The 22,675-nt window shown below is 68.7% G+C and carries 19 protein-coding genes and 1 pseudogene; 6 read left to right on the top strand and 14 right to left on the bottom strand.

The features are described from left to right. Positions 1–9: 9 nt before the first annotated feature. A complete protein-coding gene (locus ACODRX_RS02695; protein ID WP_488869490.1) occupies positions 10–1,116 on the bottom strand; it encodes a DUF72 domain-containing protein in 1,107 nt (368 codons plus the stop codon). Positions 1,117–1,236: 120 nt separating this feature from the next. Between ACODRX_RS02695 and ACODRX_RS02690 the strand changes: the two genes are divergently transcribed. Further along, positions 1,237–3,621, top strand: coding sequence for a Tex family protein (locus ACODRX_RS02690; protein WP_488869489.1), 2,385 nt, complete (start codon positions 1,237–1,239; stop codon positions 3,619–3,621). 122 nt (positions 3,622–3,743) lie between these two features. Here ACODRX_RS02690 and ACODRX_RS02685 read toward each other — a convergent pair whose 3' ends face one another. Genes ACODRX_RS02685 through ACODRX_RS02675 form a run of 3 tightly spaced genes read right to left on the bottom strand, consistent with a single transcriptional unit; the run spans position 3,744 to position 6,661 of the window. After that, entirely contained in the window at positions 3,744–4,718 is a 975-nt protein-coding gene (locus ACODRX_RS02685; protein ID WP_488869488.1) for a Bug family tripartite tricarboxylate transporter substrate binding protein, read from the bottom strand. Between the two features lie 16 nt (positions 4,719–4,734). Further along, positions 4,735–4,950 carry a hypothetical protein gene (locus tag ACODRX_RS02680; protein WP_488869487.1) on the bottom strand — a complete coding sequence of 72 codons (216 nt, stop codon included), beginning with the start codon at positions 4,948–4,950 and terminating at the stop codon, positions 4,735–4,737. A 4-nt stretch (positions 4,951–4,954) separates the two neighbouring features. Beyond that, positions 4,955–6,661, bottom strand: coding sequence for an FAD-dependent monooxygenase (locus tag ACODRX_RS02675; RefSeq protein ID WP_488869486.1), 1,707 nt, complete (start codon positions 6,659–6,661; stop codon positions 4,955–4,957). Positions 6,662–6,767: 106 nt separating this feature from the next. Between ACODRX_RS02675 and ACODRX_RS02670 the strand changes: the two genes are divergently transcribed. After that, entirely contained in the window at positions 6,768–7,544 is a 777-nt protein-coding gene (locus ACODRX_RS02670; RefSeq protein ID WP_488869485.1) for a helix-turn-helix transcriptional regulator, read from the top strand. 89 nt (positions 7,545–7,633) lie between these two features. Next, positions 7,634–8,710, top strand: coding sequence for an alcohol dehydrogenase (locus ACODRX_RS02665; protein WP_488869484.1), 1,077 nt, complete (start codon positions 7,634–7,636; stop codon positions 8,708–8,710). Between the two features lie 33 nt (positions 8,711–8,743). Here the strand turns inward: ACODRX_RS02665 and ACODRX_RS02660 are convergent, their stop codons facing one another. From ACODRX_RS02660 to ACODRX_RS02650, 3 genes and pseudogenes are all read right to left on the bottom strand, one after another. Beyond that, a complete protein-coding gene (locus tag ACODRX_RS02660; protein WP_488869510.1) occupies positions 8,744–9,400 on the bottom strand; it encodes a glutathione S-transferase in 657 nt (218 codons plus the stop codon). A gap of 321 nt (positions 9,401–9,721) precedes the next feature. Next, positions 9,722–10,381 (bottom strand): annotated as a pseudogene (gene trhO / locus ACODRX_RS02655) (oxygen-dependent tRNA uridine(34) hydroxylase TrhO); the annotation flags it as partial. A 52-nt stretch (positions 10,382–10,433) separates the two neighbouring features. Further along, on the bottom strand, positions 10,434–11,303 hold the full coding sequence (locus ACODRX_RS02650; RefSeq protein ID WP_488869483.1) for a LysR family transcriptional regulator: 870 nt from the start codon (positions 11,301–11,303) through the stop codon (positions 10,434–10,436). Positions 11,304–11,404: 101 nt separating this feature from the next. Here ACODRX_RS02650 and bla point away from each other — a divergent pair, with 101 nt between their 5' ends. Continuing rightward, positions 11,405–12,280, top strand: coding sequence for a class A beta-lactamase (bla, locus tag ACODRX_RS02645; RefSeq protein WP_488869509.1), 876 nt, complete (start codon positions 11,405–11,407; stop codon positions 12,278–12,280). 21 nt (positions 12,281–12,301) lie between these two features. Here the strand turns inward: bla and ACODRX_RS02640 are convergent, their stop codons facing one another. The 5 genes from ACODRX_RS02640 to argA all read right to left on the bottom strand — a co-directional run bounded on the left by ACODRX_RS02640 (position 12,302) and on the right by argA (position 17,303). Further along, positions 12,302–12,829 carry a DUF2799 domain-containing protein gene (locus tag ACODRX_RS02640; protein ID WP_488869482.1) on the bottom strand — a complete coding sequence of 176 codons (528 nt, stop codon included), beginning with the start codon at positions 12,827–12,829 and terminating at the stop codon, positions 12,302–12,304. Then, the gene (locus ACODRX_RS02635; RefSeq protein WP_488869481.1) at positions 12,826–13,158 is read right to left on the bottom strand and encodes a hypothetical protein; all 333 of its coding nucleotides are present in this window, start codon (positions 13,156–13,158) and stop codon (positions 12,826–12,828) included. Before ACODRX_RS02635 ends, ACODRX_RS02640 begins: the two co-directional genes overlap by 4 nt. A 119-nt stretch (positions 13,159–13,277) precedes the next feature. Continuing rightward, positions 13,278–14,720, bottom strand: a complete 1,443-nt coding sequence (locus ACODRX_RS02630; RefSeq protein WP_488869480.1) for a trypsin-like serine peptidase — start codon at positions 14,718–14,720, stop codon at positions 13,278–13,280. 157 nt (positions 14,721–14,877) lie between these two features. Next, complete coding sequence (locus ACODRX_RS02625; RefSeq protein WP_488869479.1) at positions 14,878–15,942, bottom strand: helix-turn-helix domain-containing protein; 1,065 nt, start codon at positions 15,940–15,942, stop codon at positions 14,878–14,880. Between the two features lie 14 nt (positions 15,943–15,956). Continuing rightward, positions 15,957–17,303: an amino-acid N-acetyltransferase gene (argA, locus tag ACODRX_RS02620; RefSeq protein ID WP_488869478.1), complete on the bottom strand. Its 1,347-nt coding sequence runs from the start codon at positions 17,301–17,303 to the stop codon at positions 15,957–15,959. A 218-nt stretch (positions 17,304–17,521) separates the two neighbouring features. Here argA and ACODRX_RS02615 point away from each other — a divergent pair, with 218 nt between their 5' ends. Continuing rightward, positions 17,522–18,508, top strand: a complete 987-nt coding sequence (locus tag ACODRX_RS02615) for a tripartite tricarboxylate transporter substrate binding protein (protein ID WP_488869477.1) — start codon at positions 17,522–17,524, stop codon at positions 18,506–18,508. A gap of 43 nt (positions 18,509–18,551) precedes the next feature. Here the strand turns inward: ACODRX_RS02615 and ACODRX_RS02610 are convergent, their stop codons facing one another. Together ACODRX_RS02610 and ACODRX_RS02605 are read right to left on the bottom strand one after the other, a co-directional pair. Then, on the bottom strand, positions 18,552–20,171 hold the full coding sequence (locus ACODRX_RS02610) for an MFS transporter (protein WP_488869476.1): 1,620 nt from the start codon (positions 20,169–20,171) through the stop codon (positions 18,552–18,554). A gap of 15 nt (positions 20,172–20,186) precedes the next feature. Continuing rightward, a complete protein-coding gene (locus ACODRX_RS02605) occupies positions 20,187–20,972 on the bottom strand; it encodes an alpha/beta fold hydrolase (protein WP_488869475.1) in 786 nt (261 codons plus the stop codon). Positions 20,973–21,289: 317 nt separating this feature from the next. Here ACODRX_RS02605 and ACODRX_RS02600 point away from each other — a divergent pair, with 317 nt between their 5' ends. Beyond that, positions 21,290–22,675 (top strand): sigma-54 interaction domain-containing protein, encoded by a 1,386-nt coding sequence (locus ACODRX_RS02600; protein WP_488869474.1) that lies wholly within the window; start codon positions 21,290–21,292, stop codon positions 22,673–22,675.

The following is a 22,675-nucleotide window of genomic DNA, read 5'->3' as shown; positions in this document are numbered from 1 at the left end:
AGCGGCTGTTTAGCGGCTGTTCTTCCGCTCCACGATGGCCTGCGCCAGCCGCGTGATCGACAGCGGCGCGCAGCCCTCGGCCTCGTTGCTCACGATGACGTAGGCTGGCTGGCCCGCGGCGGCAATCCCGAGCGCGGTGCGGGCCAGCGCCTGCAGCGTGGCGTCGTCGGGGTGCTGGATGCGTTCGTACGGCGCATGGATGCGGCCGGCCTCCTCGTAGCCGTAGGGGCCGAACTGCGGGTTCAGGTTCCAGCGCGCCACCAGCGGGCAGGGCCACAGCGAGCGCAGCAGCGGCAGCTGCTCGGCGATGCGCGGCATCTTGGCGTGCAGGCCCAGGCCGTAGGCCGCGCCGCTGGCGCGCAGCACCTCGGCGAACGCCGGGCCGAAAGGGGGCTGAATCCAGTCGGCATCGCGCACCTCCACCGCCACGATGGCCTGCGAGCCGGCCGCGCGCACCGTGGCCACGGCCGCTTGCAGCATGGCCTGCAGCGCCGCCAGCGTGGGCTGCAGCTCGAGCAGGCGGCCCAGCGGCAGCGGGCTGAGCTGGAACAGCAGCACGCCAAGCGCGGAGCCCAGGCCGTCCAGCGCCGGGCGCACAAAGGTGTCGACGGCCAGCGACGGGTCGAGGAAGGCCGGGTTGGGCTCGCGCGCGCGCCCTTCCTCGCCGCGCACCTGCGCGTCGCACACCAGGGCCGGCCCCTTGACCACGAAGCGAAAACCGGCAGGCACCTGCGCCGCGTAGACGGCGTATTCCGAAGCGGTGAGCGGCCGGTAGAAGCTACGGTCTATGCCCACCGCTGCCAGCAGCGGGTGCTGGCTGTAGGCCGTGAGCCCGCGCTGCGAGAGGATGCGCTCGCTGTAGGCCTTGCCCCAGACCAGGCCTTCCCAGCCCGGATAGGCCCACGACGAGGTGCCCATGCGCAGCCCCGGCGGCAGCTGCGGCGCAAGCTCTGCGCCCAGCAGCGACGCGGCCGGCTGCACCGCCTGGGCGCGCGAGGCACGGGGTGGTGCGGCGGCGGTGACGGTGGCGGTGACGGTGGCGGCCGGAGGCGGCGTTTCATTGTCTACTGTGGATTCATCCAGTAAACTGCCGAACAGGTCATTTTGGTCTGGCATGGTTTGCAATTCTAAACAAATTGGCAGTCAAGTCATGATGGCTAAGCGTAAGTAGCTATATAAATGTGAGTGATTTCCTATGGCACACTCACGCACTTGCATATTGGAGCAGAGACAGGAATGCAGAAAATCATTGCCCAGATCGCGGCCGAGTTGAAAGTGGCCGAACGCCAGGTGGGCGCGGCGGTCGAGTTGCTGGACGGTGGCGCCACGGTGCCTTTCATTGCCCGCTACCGCAAGGAGGTGACCGGCGGCCTCGACGACACGCAGCTGCGCACGCTGGACGAGCGCCTGACCTATCTGCGCGAGCTGGAAGAGCGCCGGGGCACGGTGCTCAAGGCCATCGACGAGCAGGGCAAGCTGACCGACGCGCTGCGCCTGGCGATCGCCCATGCGCCGACCAAGCAGGAGCTGGAAGACATCTATCTGCCGTTCAAGCAAAAGCGCCGCACCAAGGGCCAGATCGCCAAGGAGTTCGGCATCGAGCCGCTGGCCGACAAGCTGTTTGCCGACCCCACGCTCGATCCGCACCAGGAGGCCGAGGCCTTTTGCAAGCCCGCCACCACGCTGGACGACGGCAAGCCCGGCCCCGATTTCTCGACCACCTTCGCGGTGCTCGACGGCGTGCGCGACATCCTCTCCGAGCGCTGGGCCGAAGACCCGGCCCTGGTGCAGAAGCTGCGCGAATGGCTGTGGGAAGAGGGCCTGCTCAAGTCCAAGAAGGTCGAAGCCAAGAACGAGAACGACCCCGAGGTCGCCAAGTTCCGCGACTATTTCGACTACGACGAGCCGATTGGCCGCGTGCCCTCGCATCGCGCGCTGGCGGTGTTCCGCGGCCGCGCGCTGGAGATCCTCGAAGCCAAGCTGGTGCAGCCCGAGCTGCAGGCGAGTCCAGGTTCTCAGCCCGAGCCCGGCCAGCCCAGCCTGGCCGAAGGCAAGATCGCCCTGCACCTGGGCTGGAGCCATGCCAGGCGCGCCAGCGATGATTTGATCCGCAAGTGCGTGGCCTGGACCTGGCGCGTCAAGCTCAGCCTGTCCACCGAGCGCGACCTGTTCTCGCGCCTGCGCGAGGATGCCGAGAAGGTGGCCATCAAGGTCTTTGGCGACAACCTGCGCGACCTGCTGCTGGCCGCGCCCGCGGGCCAGCGCGCCGTGATCGGGCTGGACCCGGGCATCCGCACGGGCGTCAAGGTGGCCGTGGTGGACAGCACCGGCAAGCTGGTGGACACCACCACCATCTACCCGCACGAGCCGCGCCGCGATTGGGATGGATCGCTGGCGGTGCTGGCCAAGCTGGTGGATAAGCACGGCATCAACCTGATCGCCATCGGCAACGGCACGGCCAGCCGCGAGACCGACAAGCTGGCGGCCGACCTGATCAAGATCGCCGGCAAGGCCGAGCGCCAGATCGAGAAGGTCGTGGTCAGCGAGGCCGGCGCCTCGGTCTATTCCGCCAGCGAATTCGCCTCGCAGGAAATGCCCGATGTGGACGTGAGCCTGCGCGGCGCCGCCAGCATTGCGCGCCGCCTGCAGGACCCGCTGGCCGAGCTGGTCAAGATCGACCCCAAGAGCATCGGCGTGGGCCAGTACCAGCACGACGTGAACCAGAGCGAGCTGGCGCGCCAGCTCGACGCCGTGGTCGAGGACTGCGTGAACTCCGTGGGCGTGGACCTGAACACGGCCTCGGCGCCGCTGCTGTCGCGCGTCTCGGGCCTGTCGGGCTCGGTGGCCAAGTCGGTGGTGCGCTGGCGCGATGCCAACGGCTCCTTCAAGAGCCGCAAGCAGCTGATGGAGGTGGCCGGCCTGGGCGCCAAGACCTTCGAGCAGGCGGCGGGCTTTTTGCGCATCCGCGGCGGCGACAACCCGCTGGACATGACGGGCGTGCACCCCGAAACCTATCCGGTGGTGGAGCAGATCATCGTCAAGACCGGCAAGCCGATCGACCAGATCATGGGGCGTGGCGAAGTGCTGAAATCGCTCAAGCCCGAGCAGTTTGCCGACGACAAGTTCGGCGCCGTGACCATCAAGGACATCCTGGGCGAGCTGGAAAAGCCCGGCCGCGATCCGCGCCCCGACTTCGTCGTGGCGCGCTTCAACGACGGCGTGGAAGACATCAAGGACCTCAAGGAAGGCATGACGCTGGAGGGCACGGTCAGCAACGTGGCCCAGTTCGGCGCCTTCGTGGACCTGGGCGTGCACCAGGACGGGCTGGTGCACGTGAGCCAGATGAGCCACAAGTTCGTCGAGGACGCGCGCGAGGTGGTCAAGACCGGCCAGATCGTCAAGGTCAAGGTGCTGGAGGTGGATGTGGCGCGCAACCGCATCAGCCTGACCATGAAGCTGGATGCAGCGCCGGCGCGCCGCGACGGGCCGCGCGACAACCGCTTCGAGCCCGCGCGGGCCGGGCGCGGCGGCTACGGCAATGGCCGCGGCCAGCAGCAACCCGCGCCGCAAGGCGCGATGGCCTCGGCGTTCGCCAAGCTGCAGGGCATCAAGCGCGGCTGAGCCCGCTGTGCGTCGTCTAAAACAAGAGCTGCCAGCGCTTGCTGTGTATTGTTTTCAGATACAAAAGATATTGAAAACTATTGCAGACAAGCGCTGGCAGCTCACTTTTTAGATGGCCAGGCTCAATCCAGCTTGACCCCGGCCGCCTGGATCACCGGCTTCCAGCGCCGGGATTCGGCGCGCGCCAGTTGCTGGAACTGCTCGGGCGTGCCCGGCATCGCCTCCATGCCGATATCGGCGAAGCGCTTGACCACGGCCGGGGCGGAGAAAGAGGCGTTCAATTCGCGGTTCAGGCGCTGCACCACCGCCGGCGGCAGGCCGGCGGGGCCGACCAGGCCCTGAAAGGCAAAGACCTCCGCGTCCTTGACCCCCATCTCGCTGAGCGTGGGCACCTCGGGCAGCAGTTTGCTGCGGGTGTTGGAGCCTATGGCCAGCACGCGCACCTTGTTGCCCTGCATGATCTGCAGGCCCGAGGCCAGGTCGAGGAACATGCAGGGCACCTGCCCGCCCATCACGTCGGCCATCGCCGGCGCCGCGCCCTTGTAGGGCACATGGACCAGGTCGGCGCCGGTGCGGTTCTTGAACAGCTCCATCGCCAGGTGGTGCGGCGAGCCATTGCCGGGCGAGGCGTAGTTCACCTTGCCGGGGTTGGCCTTCACATGGGCCAGGAACTCCTTGAAATTGCGGGCCGCAAAGCCGGGGTGGACCACCAGCGCGAGCGGAAACTTGCCGATGGCGCCGATAAAGCTGAAATCCTTCTCGGGGTTGAACGGCAGTTTGCCGAACAGGTGTTCGTTGAAGGCCAGCAGCGCGTTGTCGGCCGACATGATGGTGTAGCCGTTGGGTCGGCTCTTGGCCACCAGGTCGGCGCCGATATTGGTGGCCGCGCCGGGGCGGTTGTCGATGACCAGCGCCTGCCCCAGCGGCGTGTGCATGGCATCGGCCAGCGTGCGGGCGATGGTATCGGTGCCGCCGCCTGCCGGGTAGGGCACGACCCAGCGGATGGGCTGCGAGGGATAGTCTTGCGCGCGGGCCCAGGCGGTGGCGGCCAGCGCGGCCGTGCCGGCCGTGGCCTTCAGTAGATGGCGTCGTTGCATGTTGGATGTCTCCTGATCATGGTGTTGCGGATAGCGATGGTACCGGCAGCTCGCGCAGCGCGTGCTCCAGTGCCTGGCGGCAGCGGGCTTCGTCGCCGACCTGCTCGAACAGCAGCAGCGCGAGCCGGGCCAGAAAAAGCGCTTCGCGCTCGCTGCCGGCGGCGCTGATGGCATGGGCGCAGGCGGCGTACAGGCGGTCGCGCGCTTCGGGGGAAAGGGTGGGCGTAGTCATGCGTTCATCCTTGCTGGGTCTGGAGTTGTGCCGAGGCGCGGCGCAGGGCGTCGGCGATTTGGGTGGCCGAGGGCGCGCGCCAGCGCGCGGCCACATGGCCGTCGGGGCGCAGCAGGTAGACCGCGCCGCCGCCGTCGGCTCCCAGCGCCCGCAGCACTTCGGCGCTGGCTTCGGCGTCGCTGCCCGCGGCCGCGCCAATGCCCGCCACACGCACCACGCGCAGCGCGGCGGGCAGGGATTCGGGCGGGCATGGAGGCAAGCCGGCGGCGCCCAGCGCCAGCAGCGTGAAGCCGGGGCCGATCCAGTCGCTGAGATGGCCCTGGCGCAATGGCTGATCGGCCATGGCATCGCCTGGCAGCGGGCCGGCCGCCAGCATGTCGCTGGGGCTGGACAGCGCGGAATCCGGGTAGCGCACGGCCTCGGTCTGCCGCGGGTTGACGAGTTGCGCGATGCCCGGGTGGCGCTCGGCCAGCGACAGGGCAGCCTCGCGCAGCAGCTCGAAGCCGCGCGAGGGGGGCGACATGAACTCGGTGCTGCGCATCGCGTTTTCGGCATTGGTGTGGAAGGCCGCGATGCGCTCGCTGGAATATGAGTCGAGCAGCGCTGCGTCCGATGACCCCTGGGCCACGGCGGCCAGCTTCCAGGCCAGGTTGTCGGCATCGTCGAAGCCGGAGTTCAGGCCGCGCACGCCGAAGATGGGCATGGCATGGGCGGCGTTGCCGGCGAACAGGATGCGGCCGTGCCGGTAGTCGCGCAGCGTCATGGCGCCGGCGCGGTAGACCGAGGTCCACACCGGCTTCCAGCTGCGGTGGCCCGCGCCGATGGCATCGAGGTGGCGCTGCACGAACTCGCGCACCGCCTCGGGGGTGAGCGCGTCCTCGCTGCTCTGGCCCGGGCGCAGCTGGTAGTCGATGCGCCAGATGTCGTCCGGCTGGGGATGCATCAGCACGGTGGAGCCCGGGTTCCACGGCGGATCGAACCAGGCCAGGCGCCCGTCGGCGGGCTGGCCCGGCAGCTCGATGTCGATGATGACGTAGCGGCCTTCGTACGCGGCGCCTTCGAGCGCCAGGCCCAGCGACTTGCGCACGAAGCTCTGGCCGCCGTCGCAGGCGGCCAGCCAGTCCGCATGCAGCGTATAGCTGCCCAGCGCGTTGCGCGCCTGCAGCTCGACGCCGCCGGCATCCTGCGCCAGGGCCACCAGCTCGGTGCCCCAGCGGATATCGATCAGGCCCGGCTGGCGCGCATTGCGGCGCTCGATCTCGTCAAGCAGGAACTGCTCGATGTAGTACTGCTCCAGATTGACCATCGGCGGGAGCTTTTGCTCCGCGCCGTGCGGCATCTCGAAGCGGAACACTTCGGCCGTCTTGTAGAAGCTGCGGCCCTGGCGCCAGGGCAGGCCCTTGGCCAGGAAGGCGGGCAGCGCGCCCAGGCGCTCGACGATCTCCAGGCTGCGGCGCGAGATGCAGATCGCGCGGCTGCCGACGCAGACGGTGTCGTCGGCCTCCAGCACCACGCTGGGCACGCCGTGGTTGGCCAGGCCCAGCGCCAGCGCCATGCCCACGGGGCCGCCGCCGGCGATCGCCACCCGGTGGCGCCGGGCTTCCTCGGCACCGTGGGCCAGCTCCGGCAGCCGGGGTTCGTGCAGGGTGTAGCTGAACGCGCCCACGGGGGGCGGCAGATTGCTGGCGCGGTGGCTGCTCGCATTCGTCATACAGGTCTCGGTCTATGGTGGATGCGCTGGATTATCCGGATGCGCGCGGGCCGCGAATGTCGTAACTTCATAGGAAGTGTTTACCCGGATTCGAGGGAGTTTCTTGATGCAGCGATGGCGTGTCCGGCCTTCTGCGCAGCCGCTGCCCCAGGCGGCGGTGTGCGGAATCCTGGCGGGCATCGGCACGCCGCGGCTGGCGGCGCATTACCTGGAATCCCTGCAGGCCGCGCTGCCGCTGACCTTTTGCACCGTCTTCGCGGTGGGCTCCAGCGGCCGGCTGGAGATCGTCTCGGCCGCCAGCAGCTACGGGCAGGCCGCGGAGCACACCGCGGCGCGCTACATCGAGCTGCGTTTCGACCGGGTCGATCCCCACATGGCCTGGCTGGCCGCGCGCAAGCGCCCGGCCAGCATCCAGGTCTGGCTCGGCCACCACCGGGGCGACGAGCTGGCCGACGGCGCCTACCGCGCGGCCTGCTACAGCGACGTGGGCATCCGCGAGCGGGCCTCGGTGCTGATGCTGCTGCCGAGCGGGCAGCGCGCCGCGGTGAGCTTTTACCGCAGCCTGGCGCAGCCGGAGTTCGGCGCGCAGGACTTCGCGCTGCTTGCCGGGCATGCGGGCGTGCTCGCGCAGGCCACGGCCGCGCACGGCCGCATCGCCCAGGCCATTGGCGCTACCATCGAGCCCGAGCTGAGCAGCCGCATTCTGGCGCTGAGCCGGCGCGAGCGCGAGGTCGTCTCCTGCCTGCGCGAAGGCCGCTCGGCCAAGGAGACCGCCCAGGCCCTGGGCGTGGAGCTGAGCACCGTGCGCACCCACCAGTACCGTGCGTTTCGCCGGCTGGGGATACGCACGCTCAAGGAACTGCTGCGCAGCGGCCCGCTATGAGGTGGGAGGTGGCTGGGGCGCACTATCCCGCAGGTGACTTTGCCGCCCGCAGGGGCGGTCTAGCATGCATTTTTTTACGAGGAGGCAAGATGATCAGCTACGAGGTACAGGAATTTGGCCAACCCCTGGTGCGCGCCGAGCGCCCCACGCCGCAGCCGCAGGGCGACGAGGTGCTGCTGCGCATCGATGCGGCGGGCGTGTGCCATTCGGACCTGCATATCTGGCACGGCTCGTACGACCTGGGCAACGGCAAGTCGCTGAAGATGGCCGACCGCGGCCTGAAGCTGCCGCTGACCATGGGGCACGAGATTGCCGGCGAGGTCGTGGCTGCCGGCCCCGACGCCAAGGGCGTGCAGGTGGGCCGCAAGTACGTGGTCTTCCCCTGGCATGGCTGCGGCCAGTGCAAGGTGTGCCTGCGCGGCGACGAGAACCTGTGCCTGGCGGGCAAGTCCATGGGCGTGTACCAGCCCGGCGGCTATGCCGACCATGTGCTGGTCTCGGGCTCGCGCTATTTGATCGACATCGGCAGCATGCCGCCCGAGCGCGCCGCGCCCTATGCCTGTTCGGGCTTGACGACCTACAGCGCCCTCAGGAAATTCAACGCCGCCGTCTTCCGCGACGAGAAGGTGGTGCTGTTCGGCGCTGGTGGCCTGGGGCTGATGGCCATACTGATCGCCAAGGCCCTGGGCGGCGCCGGCGTGATCGTGGTGGAGCCGGACCGGGCCAAGCACGCGGCCGCGCTCCAGGCTGGCGCCGACGCGGTCTTCGACCCCAGGGCCGAGGGCTTCGCGGCCGAGGTCAAGGCGGCGGCCGGTGGCGCGGTGTGGATGGTGCTCGACTGCGTGGGCTCCAGCCAGACGGTGCAGCAGGGCATCGATCTGCTGACCAAGGGCGGGCACCTGGTGCAGATCGGCCTGTTCGGCGGCCATGTGGACCTGCCCACGCCGTCGCAGGCGCTGCGCGCCATCACCTATCAGGGCACCTACGTGGGCAATCTGCGCGAGCTGCAGGAGCTGATGCAACTGGTCAATGACCAGAAGATGCCGCAGGTGCCCACCACCTGCCTGCATTTCAGCAAGGCCTTCACCGCGCTGCTCGACCTGGAGCAGGGCAAGGCCGTGGGCCGGCAGGTGCTGACGCCGCAGGGCGCGCCGGCTATCGCCTGATGCCAGCAGGCCACCGGGTGCGGTGGCCTGCGCTTACATGGACGGCGGAAACAGCACGCCGGCCTCGTCCTCGTGCCAGGCGGGGTACTTGGCCATCACCTGTCCGAACAGCGCCGAATCGGTCAGCCGCGTGAGCCAGGCCTGCAGGTGGGGCCAGGGCTGGGCTTGCCAGGCGGCCGCGTCGATGGCGGCGAACTGGCGCACGAAGGGGCGGATGGCCATGTCGGCCAGGCTCGGGTCCTTGCCGAACAGGTAGCCGGTGGCAGCCAGCTGCTCGTTCAGCGCCGCCAGAAAGCCGTGGGCCGCGGCCCGTGCCTGGCCCGGGTCGGCGCCGGGGTGGCGCTCGGGGTATTTGCAGCGGTCCAGCGCCTGCTTGAATTCACCGTCGTTGCGCGCGATCAGCGCCTGCATCGCAGCCAGCGAGCCGGCGGTGGGCGCGAGCCAGCCATCGGGGTCGCTTTGGCGCAGCGCCCACAGCATGATGTCCAGGCTCTGCTCCACGACCGTGCCATCGGCGAGCACCAGCACCGGCACCGTGCCCTTGGGCGATGCGGCCAGCAGCGCCTGGGGCTTGCTCTTGAGCACGACCTCGCGCAGCTGGCAGTCGATGCCGGCGCTGGCCAGCGCCAGGCGGGCGCGGATGGCGTATGGGCAGCGGCGAAAGGAGTAGAGAATGGGCAGGCCTTGCAGGGCGTGCAGCTGCCGCGCCTGCTGCTCGCGGCGCGATTGCTGGGAAGAAGCCTGCGTGTTGCCCAGGTGCGATGCGCCGCGCTGGCCGGCCAGGTCCATCTGGCGCTGGCGCTCGGCCAGCGCCGCCAGCTGCTCGGGCGTGCGGCTGCCGTGGCAGTAGGGGCAGCTGACGCCGCGCACATAGTGCGGGTGTCGCAGCTCTGGCTCGCCCAGCGGCATGCGGCACGAGCGGCACAGCTGGTGCGGCCCGCGCACCAGGCCGTGGCCCACCGACACGCGCTCATCGAACACGAAGCATTCGCCCCGCCACAGGCTGTCTTCCTGCGGCACGGTTTCCAGGTACTTGAGGATGCCGCCCTGCAGGTGGTAGACCTCGTCGAAGCCTTGCGACTTGAGGTAGGCGGTGGATTTCTCGCAGCGGATGCCGCCGGTGCAGAACATGGCCACCTTGTGCTTGCCGTACAGCGCGCCGCCGGCCGCCGATTGCTCGGCCACCCATTGCGGAAACTCGGCGAAGCTTTGGGTGTGCGGATTGAGCGCGCGCGCAAAGCTGCCGATGCCGACCTCGTAGTCGTTGCGCGTGTCCACCACCACCACCTCGGGGTCGCTGATCAGCGCGTTCCAGTCCTCGGGCTTCACGTACTGGCCGGCATTGCGCGCCGGGTTGAGTTCGGGCACGCCCAGCGTGACGATCTCGCGCTTGAGCCGCACCCGCATGCGGTAGAACGGGTTGCACGCGGCGCGCGCCTCCTTGTGCTCCAGCCGGGCCAGGCGCGCATCGCGCCGCAGCCAATCGAGCACCGCCTGCACGTCCTCGGGCAGGCCGGCGATGGTGCCGTTCACCCCTTCGTGGGCCAGCAGCAGCAGGCCCTTGACGTTGTGCTGCTCGCACAGCGCTTGCAGCGGTTCGCGCCAGTCGGCGTATTCCGGCAGGTCGATGAACTGGTAGAGCGCGGCGGTGAGGTACGGTTGTTCAGGCATGGGGCGAGGATGATAGCGCCATGGCGGTAGTTGCGTGGACTGGCTGGTTGATTCAGATCAGCTCGCGCGCGCAGGCCTCGCGTATCCAGCCGCCAAAGGCCTGCAGCGCCGCCGTGCCGGGCCGCGACTTGAGCCGGGTGAACCAGTAGGCGCCGCGCTGCAGCTCCTGCGCGAACGGGCGCTGCAGCCGCCCGCCCAGGATCTCGCGCGCGAACAGGCGCGCCGGCAGCAGCGCCACGCCAGCGCCTTGCGCGGCCGCCTCGGCCATGGTGACCGACGAGTCGAACACCGCGCCGCGCAGCCGGGGGCAGGGCAGGCCGGCGGCCTCGAACCAGGCGCTCCATTCGTCGGAGCGGTACGAGCGCAGCAGCACTTCGCGGGCCAGGTCGCCGCCCTGGTGCAGCCGCGCCGCGATGGCCGGCGCGCACATGGGCGTGAGCGGCGCCTGCAGCAGCATGTGCGCCTCGGTGCCATGCCAGGAGCCGTCGCCAAAGCGGATCGCGCAGTCCAGCCCCTCGCCGGCCATGTCCACCCGGTTGTTGTTGGTGAACAGGCGCAGGTCGACGAAGGGATGGGCTTCCTGGAAGGCGCGCAGCCGCGGCAGCAGCCAGCCCACGGCAAAGGTGCCGACCACGCCCACGTTGAGCACCTCGCGCGGCCGCGCATCGTGGAACTGCTCCAGCGCCTGGGCGATGCGCGTGAACGATTCGCTCAGCACCGGCAGCAGCGACTGGCCTTCGTCGGTCAGCGCGAGCCCACGCGGCAGGCGGCGAAACAGCGGCTTGCCCAGCAGCTCCTCGAGGTTGCGGATGTGCTGGCTGACCGCGGTCTGCGTCACATGCAGCTCCTGCGCGGCGCGGGTGAGGTTCAGGTGGCGGGCGGCGGCGTCGAAGGCGCGCAGTGCATTGAGTGGCAGGTGCATGAAGTTTTTATTGGGGCTGGCCTTGATTATCTTCGATGGTAAAAACGCATAGATCGCATTAAATTAAGGTGGTATCAACTACTTTATTGATAGCAAATATGCTGAAGCGACGAGAGTTTTTCTTTGCTGTTGGGGCCGTGGGTGCAGCGCCGGCCTGGGCTGGGCAGAGCCGGGAGCGGGCGGGCTTTGCCCAGTCCATGCAGGCCATCGAGCGCGAGGTGGGCGGGCGGCTGGGCGTGGCGGTGCTGGACAGCGCCAGCGGCAGGGCATGGCAGTGGCGCGGCAACGAGCGCTTTCCCATGTGCAGTACCTTCAAGTTCCTGCTGGCGGCGCAGGTGCTGCAGGCCGTGGACCAAGGCAAGCAAAGCCTGGATGCCCGTGTGCACTATGAGCGCACGGCGCTGGTGGACTATTCGCCGGCCACCGAGCCGCATGCGGGCCGGGAGGGCATGAGCGTGCGCGAACTGTGCGAGGCCACGGTCACGCTCAGCGACAACACCGCCGCCAACCTGCTGCTGGCGCAGCATGGCGGGCCCGCGGGCTTCACCCGCTTTGTGCGCGGCCTGGGCGACCGGCAGACGCGGCTGGACCGTATCGAGCCGGCGATGAGCGAATCGCGGCCCGGCGACGTGCGCGACACCACCACGCCCCAGGCCATGCTGGCCAGCCTGCGCGCGGTGGCGCTGGGTGGTGCGCTGTCGCCAGCGGCGCGCCGGCAGGTGCTGGACTGGCTTGTGGCCTGCAAGACCGGTGACAAGACCTTGCGCGCCGGCGCGCCTGGCTGGACGGTGGGTGACAAGACCGGCTCCGGCCCGGGCACGCGCAACGACGTGGGCCTGCTGTGGCGGCCGGGCGATGGCATCGCCGCCAAGCCGGTGCTGGTCACGAGTTACCTGACTGAGACCCGGGCGCAGCCCGCGGCGCGCGATGCGGCACTGGCCAGCGTGGCGCGCGCGGTGGTGAAGCTGCTGGGATAGCCTTGGTCGATGCGGCCGGGACTACTGGTTTTGCAGCCGGCGCTCGGCCCGGTCCATGTCGTAGCGGGCGTTGCGCAGGCGCGAGTCGAGGCTGCTGAGCTCGTCGCGCAGGCGGCGGCGCTGGCTGTCGTCGGTGGACTTGTCGAGTTCACGTTGCTTGCGCTGCTGCTCGCTGCGCAGGCGCTGCAGGGTCTGCTCGGCATCCCAGGCGCGGCGGCCGTCGCGGTAGCGGTCCGCAAAGGCGGCTTCCAGCTGGGGCGGGCAGGTGTTGTCGTAGCTGCGGCCCTGGCGGCCCCAGCGCGCGCCGTTGGCCGGGGTGCAGAACTGCAGCAGGCCGGCCGCGTAGCCGTCGAAGTAGAGATCCTGGCGCGGCGCCACGCCGGCTTCGGCGCAGGCCTGGCGGATATCGTCGAAGTGCGCGCGTGCCATGCCCTCCTGGGCATCGCGCATGCCTTGCTCGCGCCAGTCGGCGGTGCGGCATTCCTGCGGGCTCATCGTGGTGCAGCCTGCCAGCAGCAGGGCGGCGGCGATGCTTGCAATGGTTTTCATAGGTTGGACAGCTCCAGGATCTCCTGCCCCATGAGCAGGCACTGGCCGCCGACGGCGGCATAGATCAGCCGCATGCGGTAGTTGGCCTTGTAGATATGCCCGGCGACTTCGAGCACGCTGAATTTCTGCGCCTTGTTGGCGGGGTTGGCAATGGGCGCAAGCGGTCTTGCCTGGGGCTCTACCGTGGCCTGTGCGCCGCTGCCGCCGTGCCAGGCCAGCAGCTTGCCGGCTTGCGCGATGGCATCGGCGGCGCAGGGCGGTGGCGAGGTGGCGGCCATGCCGCTGGCGGCGGCGGCCAGCAGCGCAAGGCATGCAAGCGGTTTTTTCATGGTCTGCATGGCGGTGTGTGCCTGAAAGTATGTAAATGTAACGCAAACGGCGATAGCCGGTGATGCAAGTGCCGGCCCGCTGGTGGGCGGTTTCCACGGTGCGAGGCCGGCGCCTGCGCTCAAGGGTTGAGCCACTTCTGCAGCGCGCTGCGGTAGGCCAGGTCGAAGCGGCCGTAGTAGTCCGGGGCGGCAGGTTTTTCGCAGCTGGAGGAGCCGCCCAGCAACTGGCCGACCACATAGCGCTTGCCGTCCAGCGGCATGAAGGCGGCGGAGCCGCTGCTGCCGCCCTCGGTGATGCCCTGCTGCCAGCCCAGCCCGATGAAGTTGCCATTGGCGGCCAAGCTGCAGCCGGCGTTGCCGCTGCAGCTGGCGGTGCCCAGTGCGCTGCCCAGGCTGAACTTGAGCAGGTCGCCGCTGGGGTGGTGCAGGCCCGCGAGCGCGGTGCCCGTGGCGGGTGCCGCGCCGAAGTACGAGCCTGCATAGACGATGCCCGCGGGCGGCGCCTCGTTGAGCTTGAGCAGGGCCACGTCGGTGGCCTCGGCGGCGTACAGCAGCGTGGCGCCGCCGCTCAGGCGCCTGGCGGCGGGGTTGACCTCGGCGCTGCCGCAGGCCGCGGCCCGGTAGAACCAGTCGGTGACCAGGCTCGATGCGGTGAGCTGGTCGGAGATGCAATGGTTGGCGCTGAGAAAGTACGGCGTGCCCGAGGACTTGGCATCGTTGAGCAGGGTGCCGGTGCAGAGGAAGGCCTCGCCGTTCTTCACGTACACCATGCGCGCCACGGAGCGGCTCTGGTCAAGGTAGTCCGGCATGCAGCTGGCGTTGACGGTGCAGCTGCCGGCCTCGCCCGCCTTGCCCGTGCCGGGCGTGAGCTCGCTGCCGGCCTCGTTCAGGGCGCGGGTGAAGTGCGACAGGCGCGGCACCGCGATCTGCACGGCGGCGCTGCTGGCGCTGGCGGGGATCTCGATTTCGAGCGTGGTTTCGGCGCCGCCGAAATCCGGGCTCCAGTAGGTGCGTGCATCGGCCGCGGCTGCGCCGGCATCGGCATTGCGCTGGGCCATGTCGCGCAGCTGCTGCGCATCCACTGGCAGCGCATCGGCCGCCGTGCTGCCGTAAAAGCGCAGCACCGAGCCCGTGGGCAGCGCATCCACCTGCACGCCCAGGCGCACGCCATGCGCGCCGTCGGCGACGAAGCGCAGCGCGGCCGCCTGCGTGCCGCGCGCCGTGGCCTGCCATTGCAGCAGGGCGCCGGTGGCGGCGGCCGAGGCGGTGTCCGCCACCGCCCGGGCCGTGCCGATCTGCAGCGCGATGGCGCTGGTGGCGCCGGCGGGCGTGGCCGGCGTGGATTTGGCCAGTGGCCCCAGCGCCACGGTGCGGGCGGGCGGCGCCACCGCGGCCTGGCTGGCCGGGGCCGTGGCCGCCGCCTTGCCCGCGCCGGGGTCATACGATTCGATGCGGTCGGTTGCGGCCGCGGGATTGGTCGAGCCGCCGCCGCCGCAGGCCGCCAGGGCCAGCGCGAGCGGCAGGGCAGCCAGGCCCAGGGCGCGGGTGCTGTGAAGGGTCATGATAAGAGCTTTCGGATAGGCAGAAAAGAAAGAAAGCGCCGCCGTTCGCGGCGGCGCTTGTGGCTGCGCCGGGTGCTGTGGCCAGGCGTCAGCCGATGCTAGGGCGCATCACCCGCGGCGGCTTGATCCGGCGTTGGGCGTTTCTTGACTGGCCGTCTCAGCGTGCGGACAGCGGTGCGTGCAGGCCGCGCACCCAGTCGGCATATTCGGGGCTTGGCGCCGGGGCGATGGCGCCTGCGCTGCGCCCGCCGGCGCCTTGCGCGCGGGCCTCGCTGGGCGTGAGGCCGAACGCGCTGCGGAAGGCACGGCTGAAGTGCGCCTCGCTGGCAAAGCCCAGCCGGGCGGCAACCTCGGCCACCCGCAGGCGCCGGCTGGCGGCGGGGTTGGCCAGGGTCTGGAATGCACGCAGCAAGCGCTGCTGCTGCACATAGTGCGCCACGCCGCCCAGCGGCTCGAACAGGCGGTAGAGCTGGCTGCGCGACAGGCCGAACATGCGCGCCAGCGCCTCGGGCGGCAGCGGCGCCCCCAGGTTGCCCGCGATATGGCGGCGGATGCGGGTCAGCAGGGCCGTGCGCAGCTCGGCCTGGGCTTCGCCCAGGCTGCGCAGGCTGGGGAGCAGGCTGGCGGCCAGCATCTGCACGGTGGCATGGGCGACAGCGGGCGCGTCGGCCACCGCAATGCCCGACAGCCGGGCCGTCAGCGAGCGCAGGTGGTCGGCCAGCAGCCCGCCCAGTGCGGTGCTCGTCGGCAGCACCGTGCCGTGCAGGCTGGCGCGGGTTGCCACGGCGCTGCCGCCAAGGGCCTCGTGCAGCAGGGCGCGCGGCACCACCAGCGAGAGCACCTCGGAGTCCTGCGCGATGGTGTGCACCGCGCGCTGCAGCTCCAGCACGGCAATGCAGCCGGCGGGCAGGCGCATGTCCTGCTCGCCATCGTGCCTGCCGATGAAGCCGCCGCTGCGGTACCACTGCACGAGGTAGTGGTCCAGCCCGTCGCGCGCCACCCGGGCGAGCGGGCGCGAGAACTGCTGTGCGCTGAAATGGTGGTCGGCGATCAGCAGGCTGCCCAGGTGGTAGCCGGTGACCGCGGCGCTGAACCGATCGAGCCCCGCGCCGGCCAGGGGCGCCACGTCGAAGATGACGGATATGCTGCTGCGCCAGGCCTCGAAGCGTTCCTCGCCAAGGGCCTGGTCGGTGCGAAAGGCCGTGGAGGGCAGGGCGCGCATGGCGGGAGGGGGGGCTATAGGTACTTGACCAGCACCTGGCTCTTGCGGTTCCAGTTGTACTTGGCCTTGCGCTGCTCGGGCAGCCACTCGGGGTCGACCGGCTGGAAGCCGCGCTTGAGGAACCAGTGCATGGTGCGGGTGGTGAGCACGAAGATGCTCTTGAGGCCGATGGCGCGGGCGCGCTGCTCGATGCGCTTGAGCAGCTTTTCGCCATCGCCGGTGCCCTGGCTTTGCGGCGACACGGTGACGGCGGCCATCTCGCCGGTGGCGGATTCGGGGTAGGGGTAGAGCGCGGCGCAGCCGAAGATCACGCCATCGTGCTCGATGATGGTGTAGGCGGCGACGTCGCGCTCGATCTCGGTGCGGCTGCGCTTGACCAGCGTGCCATCCTTTTCGAAGGGCTCGATCAGCTGCAGGATGCCACCCACGTCATCCGAGGTGGCCTCGCGCAGCTCTTCCAGCCGCTCGTCGATCACCATGGTGCCGATGCCGTCGTGCACATAGACCTCCAGCAGCAGCGCGCCGTCGGTGGCGAATGGCAGGATGTGCGAGCGCTCCACGCCCTCGCGGCAGGCCTTGACGCAGTGCTGCAGGTAAAAGCCCACGTCGGTGGGCACGGTGGCGGGCGGCAGCTCGGCCAGGAGTTTTTGCGCCGCGTCGAGCGGCAGCTCGGTGTCGATCGGGTTGTCCTCGCCTTCGGGCGCCAGGGGCTGCATGCGGATGCCTGGCACCTCGGTGAGAAACAGCAGCTTGTCGGCCTTGAGCTCGATCGCGATGCGCGTGGCCACTTCCTCCATCGTCAGGTTGAAGGCCTCGCCGGTGGGCGAGAAGCCGAACGGCGACATCAGCACCATCGCGCCCATGTCCAGCGTGCGCTGGATGCCGCCCACGTCCACCTTGCGCACCAGGCCCGAGTGCATGAAATCCACGCCATCGACGATGCCCACCGGCCGCGCGGTGACGAAGTTGCCCGAGATCACCCGCACCGTGGCGCCCGCCATCGGGGTGTTGGGCAGGCCCTGGCTGAACGCGGCCTCGATCTCGAAGCGCAGCTGGCCGGCAGCCTCCTGCGCGCAGTCGAGCGCCACCGAATCGGTGATGCGGATGCCGTGCGAATAGCGCGCCGCATGGCCCTTGGCCAGCAGCTGCTCGTTGACCTGCGGGCGAAAGCCATGCACCAGCACGATCTTCACGCCCAGCGCCTGGATCAGCGCCAGGTCCTGCACGATGGACTGCAGCTTGCCCGCGGCTATCGCCTCGCCCGTGAGCCCGACCACGAAGGTCTGGTTGCGGAACTTGTGGATGTACGGCGCGACCGACCGGAACCACGGCACGAAGGTGAAGTTGAATACAGCGGACATGGGCGGCGTCAGTGGCTATGGGTGTGAAGAATGGCTGCCTCGGGTAAACCCTGGAGCGCTATTGTCATACAAGCAGCGGCCGTGGCGGAGGAAATCTGCATTTGCGCAACAGTCGCGGTTTTGGTCGTGGCGAATGGCGGGTTCGGCAATCGCGAACCCGCGGCGGTGCCAAAGCGGCATGATGGCGGCATTTTTTTCCGACCTCCGGAGACACTCCCATGCACTCTCTCGACCTCCGCCTCAGCCGCCGCCACTTGCTGGCCGCATCGCTGGTTTCCAGCCTGGGCCTGCCGGCCTGGGCCGCCACCGACTACCCGAACAAGCAGGTGAAGTTCATCGTGCCCTTTCCGCCGGGCGGCCCGGTAGACACGACGGCGCGCGCTTTCACGCAAAAGCTCGCCCAGCTGTGGCCCAAGGGCACCTTCATCGACAACCGCGCCGGCGGCGGCGGCATCGTCGGCGCCGAGAATGCGGCCAAGCAGGCGCCCGACGGCTACGGCCTGTTCGTGGGCGCGATCCACCACGCGGTCAATCCGGCGCTGCATGCCAAGCTCGGCTACGACATCCAGAAGGATTTCGCGCCGGTCAGCTTCGCGGCCCAGTTTCCGGTCTTCCTGGTGGTGCACCCGAGCGTGCCGGCCAAGAACGTGCAGGAGCTGATCGCGCTGGCCAAGAAGCCCGACAGCCAGCTGAGCTTTGCCTCGTCGGGCAACGGCGGCGGCACCCACCTGGCGGGCGAGCTGTTCAACATGCATGCCGGCACCAAGATGCTGCACATTCCCTACAAGGGCAGCGCGCCGGCGATGAACGACGTGCTGGGCGGCCAGGTGCCGATGATGTTCGCCGACGCGCCGTCGTGCCTGCAGCACATCAAGACCGGGCGCCTGCGCGTGCTGGGCGTGGCCAGCCCCAAGCGCTCGGGCCTGCTGCCGCAGGTGCCGACCATCGCCGAGCAAGGCCTGCCCGGCTACGCCGCCTACTCGTGGGCCGCGCTGTTCGCGCCGGCCGGCACGCCCAAGGAGGTGATCCAGAAGATCAACACCGACTTCAACACCGTCATGCGCGACCCCGAGGTCAAGCAGCGCCTGTACGTGGCCGGCGCCGAGGCGCAGCCGGGCACGCCCGAGCAGATGGCGACCTTCCTGCAGGAAGAGATCGCCAAGTGGGCCAAGGTGGTGAAGGAAGCCCACATCACCATCGATTGAGCCCCTGCGGGGCCGAGCGGGCCGCCGGCGGCTGCCGGCGCCGCTATTCGCCGAGGTCGCGGCCTCTGGTTTCCGGCAGGACCAGGGTGCCAACGATGGCTGTCAGGCCCGCGAAGGCCACGGTGTACCAAAGCCCGCCGAAGATGTTGCCGGTGGCGATGACCACTGCCGTGGCGACGAAGGGGGCGAAGCCGCCGATCCAGCCATTGCCCAGCTGCAAGGCAAGCGAGACGCCGCTGTACCGTATGTGCACCGGAAACAGCTCGACCAGCAAGGCTCCCAGCGGCCCGTAGACCATGGTTGCAAGGAAGATCAACGCGAACAGGACGGCAATCACCATCGGCCCGTTGGGCTGCACCGGGGCCTTGGCTGCTGGCAGCCCCTTCTCCGCCAGTGCAGCCAGCAGCCTGGCTTCTGTCGGATCTTGCAGGTCGTCGCCGTTGATCTTGATGCGCAGGGGCTTCGCGTCAGCCTTGACGGTATAGGGCACCGACTGTGCCGTCAGCAGCGCTTTGGTCCGCGTGCATGGCGTCGTTGCCTGGGGCTTGAACAACTGCCCGATCACCGACTGGTCTTCACGGCAATCGTTGCCGCTGATCGCCACCGTGGTCTTGGCGCGGAACTCGGCAAGCGCCGGGTTGCCATAGGTGGCCAGGGCCTGGAACAGCGGCATGAAGCACAGGGCCGAGAGCGCGCATCCCGTGAGCACGATCCACTTGCGCCCGATCTTGTCGGAGAGCCAGCCGAAGAACAGGAAGAACGGCGTGCCCAGCGTGAGCGCGCTGAGCAGGTAGAGATCCGCTTGCTCGTGCGCCATCCTGAGCGTTGTCGTCATGAAGTACAGGCTGTAGAAGTGGCCCGTGTACCAAATGACCGCCTGGCCCGCGACGATGCCGAAGATGGCCACCAGCACGATGCGCAGGTGCTTGCCGTTGCCCAGCGTCTCGGCGATGGGGTTCTTGGATGTGCGGCCCTGTTTTTTCATCTGCTCGAAGACTGGCGACTCGTGCAGCTTCAGGCGGATGTAGAGCGAGAGCAGCAGCAGCGCGATGGAGCCGATGAACGGCAGGCGCCAGCCCCAGCTGGAGAACGCATCTTCCGACATCGACGATTTGCACAGCACGATCACGATCAGCGAGATGAAGAGCCCGAGCGTGCCGGTGATCTGGATCCAACTGGTCGTGAAACCTCGCTTGTTCGCAGCCGAGTGCTCGGCCACGTAGGTGACGGCACCGCCGAACTCGCCGCCCACGGCCAGACCCTGGAGCAGGCGCAAGGTTACCAGCAGTGCCGGCGCGCTCCAGCCTACGGACGCATAGGTCGGCAGCAGGCCGATGCCCGCCGTGGCAAAGCCCATCACCAGCATCGTGATGAGAAAGGTCTTCTTGCGCCCGACCACATCGCCGAGGCGGCCGAAGACGACGGCGCCGAAGGGGCGCAGCACGAAACCGGCACCGAAAGTTGCCAGCGCCGCGAGCAGGGCCGCGGTTTCGTTGCCCTTGGGGAAGAACAAGGTGCTGAAGAAGGCGGCGAGCGACCCGTAAATGAAAAAGTCATACCACTCGAACACGGTGCCCAGCGCTGCGGCAAAGACGACGCGCTTGGTGTCCTGTTGATGGGCCGCGACCGAGGAGACATTGGATGCCATGGATTGGGCTTGCATGGTGGCCTCCCATCATCAATTGGTTTGCTGGGCCAGGAAGTCGGCCAGCACGCGATTGAAGGCCCGGGGCTGTTCCAGCATCGGGAAATGCCCCGCATCGGCGATGACCTCCAGCCGGCTGTTGGGGATGCCTTTGGCCAGCACCTCGGATTCGCACGGCGGCGTGATGATGTCTTCATTGCCCACCAGGATCAGCGTGGGCACATGGATTTCGCCCAGCCGTGCGCGGCTGTCGGTGGCGTTGAGCGAGGCGATGGCCTGCCGTGCCACGAAGGCCGGGGTCTGGGCCACTTCCGCCTTGGCAAACGCCAGCAGTTCCGCGCTGGCGGCACTGCCGAAAGATCGGTCGATGACGTTCTGGCTGGCAGCCACGACGCCCAGCTCCGCGATCGCCGCCAGCACCTTGTCGGCGTTGACGTCTTCGCCCAGGCCGTGCGGCGTGGTATCGACCAGCACCAGCGCCCGCACGCGTTGCGGATGGGTGAGCGCGAAATGCTGGGCGATGGCTCCGCCCATCGACAATCCAACGAGTACGGCATCCTGGATCTCCAGGGCCTGGTAGACCTTGAGGACGTCAGCTGCGAACGCCTCGATGGTGTAGGCACGCCCCTCGGGGCGGGGCGACACTCCGTGTCCGGGCAGGTTGATGCGGATGACGCGGTGGCCGGAGGAGAACGGCTCGACCTGCTCACGCCAGAACTCGGCGGTGGTGGTGAAGCCGTGAACGAACACCAGCGGTGTTCCCGCGCCTGAGGTGCGGACCACGGTGTCTCCGATATTCAAGGTGTCTATGCGCGCCATTTGTCTCATCCTTTGCTTTGGTTCTGTGACTGGCCGGGGCGTCTGCCATGGACATGCCCGGACCCTGGGAGCCCGGCACATGCCCGAGCCCGTGTGTCTCATAGCAAATGCCGGGCCAAGTCCTTGGTGGCCGCCGGAATCCATATAACCTATTGTTCTATATTGAAAAAATGGTCGCTGAATCTTATGGCGGGAGATGGCTGGGTAAAGAGTGGCCAGCAGATGACTCTCTTTGGATACACTGAAGTCTTCGAAAAGAGACATTTGGACGGTTCACCGCCAAGGCTGGCGGCGAAGCGTTCGGCAAGGGGAATGCCATGGCGTTTGCGCAGCGGCTGCCGGACCTGGTCGAGGAGGCGGAATTCCTGCGGCTGGTGCTGGACCATGTTTCGGACAGTCTCGTCGTAGTCGATACCACGGGAGCCATCGTGCTCATCAACGAGCCCTACTGCAGGGTGCTGGGGGGCGCGCCCGAGGATTTTGTCGGCCGCCACATCGCCGAGGTGGTCGGGCCGGCCACCAAGCTGCACCTGGTCGCGCAGGGAAAGGCAACCCAGGTCGGCTATCCGCTCGAAGTGCGGGGACATAAGCTGGTGACCAAGCAGGTGCCGGTGATGCGCAATGGCGAAATCATCGGCGCCGTGGGGTTTGCGCTGTTCTCTGACCTGGGCGTGCTGAGATCGACCTATGGGCGCGTCTTCAAGACCGAGCTTTCCTTGCCCCAGGGCAGCAGGCTGTGGCGCTCCAGGTTCGGCATGGCCGACATCATCGGCAGCGGAGCGCGGATGGATGCCTACCGTTCGGCCTTGGAGCTGGTTGCGCAATATGGCTTGCCGGTGCTGATTTCCGGCGAGACGGGCACGGGCAAGGAACTGGCGGCGCATGTGATCCATGCTCTGTCGGACCGGTCCGCAGGCCCCTTCGTATGGGTCAACTGCGCATCCATCCCCAGCGAGCTGATCGAGGCCGAGCTGTTCGGCTATGAAGGTGGCGCTTTCACCGGTGCCCGCCAGCACGGCAAGCCGGGAAAATTCGAGCTGGCGGCGGATGGGATGCTGTTCCTGGACGAGATCGGCGATATGCCACTGTCGCTGCAGGCCAGCCTGCTGCGGGTGCTGCAGACGAACGAGATCGTGCGCGTTGGCGGCACGACGCCGGTCTGCATCAACGCCCGGATCATCTGCGCCACCAATCGGTCGCTGGCCGAGCAGATCCGGGCGGGCCGGTTCCGGGAGGATCTCTACCACCGCCTGAACGTGCTGACCGTGGAGGTGCCGGCATTGCGCGAGCGCAGCGACCTTGTGGCCCTGGCCGGGCAATTGCTGCAGCGCATTGCCTCCCGGCTGGGGAAGCCGTGCCCGGCTCTGGCGGCAGCAGACCAGCAACGCCTGCTCCGACATGCGTGGCCGGGCAACGTGCGGGAGCTGGAGAATGTGCTGACGCGGCTGCTGGTGACCGGCAGGCTGGACCTGCCCGAGGCCGTGCCCATTGCCAGCCTGGAGCCCGACGGCGGTGAGGAGGGGGCATCGCTGAAGCGGCGTCTCCAGCATCTGGCCAAGGCGGAGGTTCAGTTTGCCCTGCAGCAGGCCGGGGGCAACAAGCGCCGGGCGGCAGAGCTGCTGGGGATCAGCAGGGCGCATCTGTACCGCATGATGGAGGCGCACGGTCTCAAGGCCATGCCGCGGGGCGAGCCCGCCGCCTGA

Source organism: Comamonas sp. FG99 (assembly GCF_057808605.1).
The sequence above is the reverse complement of the archived record's forward strand: the minus strand, read 5'-3'. Positions and strand labels throughout refer to the sequence as shown.

What these genes read in the sequence shown, in the direction of transcription:
- ACODRX_RS02615 (WP_488869477.1), top strand. Translation starts at nt 17,522, where the DNA reads ATGCACTCTCTCGACCTCCGCCTCAGCCGCCGCCACTTGCTGGCCGCA.
- ACODRX_RS02640 (WP_488869482.1), bottom strand. Translation starts at nt 12,829, where the DNA reads ATGAAAACCATTGCAAGCATCGCCGCCGCCCTGCTGCTGGCAGGCTGC.
- ACODRX_RS02600 (WP_488869474.1), top strand. Translation starts at nt 21,290, where the DNA reads ATGGCGTTTGCGCAGCGGCTGCCGGACCTGGTCGAGGAGGCGGAATTC.
- ACODRX_RS02625 (WP_488869479.1), bottom strand. Translation starts at nt 15,942, where the DNA reads ATGCGCGCCCTGCCCTCCACGGCCTTTCGCACCGACCAGGCCCTTGGC.
- ACODRX_RS02605 (WP_488869475.1), bottom strand. Translation starts at nt 20,972, where the DNA reads ATGGCGCGCATAGACACCTTGAATATCGGAGACACCGTGGTCCGCACC.
- ACODRX_RS02680 (WP_488869487.1), bottom strand. Translation starts at nt 4,950, where the DNA reads ATGACTACGCCCACCCTTTCCCCCGAAGCGCGCGACCGCCTGTACGCC.
- ACODRX_RS02690 (WP_488869489.1), top strand. Translation starts at nt 1,237, where the DNA reads ATGCAGAAAATCATTGCCCAGATCGCGGCCGAGTTGAAAGTGGCCGAA.
- ACODRX_RS02665 (WP_488869484.1), top strand. Translation starts at nt 7,634, where the DNA reads ATGATCAGCTACGAGGTACAGGAATTTGGCCAACCCCTGGTGCGCGCC.
- ACODRX_RS02610 (WP_488869476.1), bottom strand. Translation starts at nt 20,171, where the DNA reads ATGCAAGCCCAATCCATGGCATCCAATGTCTCCTCGGTCGCGGCCCAT.
- ACODRX_RS02695 (WP_488869490.1), bottom strand. Translation starts at nt 1,116, where the DNA reads ATGCCAGACCAAAATGACCTGTTCGGCAGTTTACTGGATGAATCCACA.
- ACODRX_RS02650 (WP_488869483.1), bottom strand. Translation starts at nt 11,303, where the DNA reads ATGCACCTGCCACTCAATGCACTGCGCGCCTTCGACGCCGCCGCCCGC.
- ACODRX_RS02675 (WP_488869486.1), bottom strand. Translation starts at nt 6,661, where the DNA reads ATGACGAATGCGAGCAGCCACCGCGCCAGCAATCTGCCGCCCCCCGTG.
- ACODRX_RS02635 (WP_488869481.1), bottom strand. Translation starts at nt 13,158, where the DNA reads ATGAAAAAACCGCTTGCATGCCTTGCGCTGCTGGCCGCCGCCGCCAGC.
- ACODRX_RS02685 (WP_488869488.1), bottom strand. Translation starts at nt 4,718, where the DNA reads ATGCAACGACGCCATCTACTGAAGGCCACGGCCGGCACGGCCGCGCTG.
- argA (WP_488869478.1), bottom strand. Translation starts at nt 17,303, where the DNA reads ATGTCCGCTGTATTCAACTTCACCTTCGTGCCGTGGTTCCGGTCGGTC.
- ACODRX_RS02630 (WP_488869480.1), bottom strand. Translation starts at nt 14,720, where the DNA reads ATGACCCTTCACAGCACCCGCGCCCTGGGCCTGGCTGCCCTGCCGCTC.
- ACODRX_RS02670 (WP_488869485.1), top strand. Translation starts at nt 6,768, where the DNA reads ATGCAGCGATGGCGTGTCCGGCCTTCTGCGCAGCCGCTGCCCCAGGCG.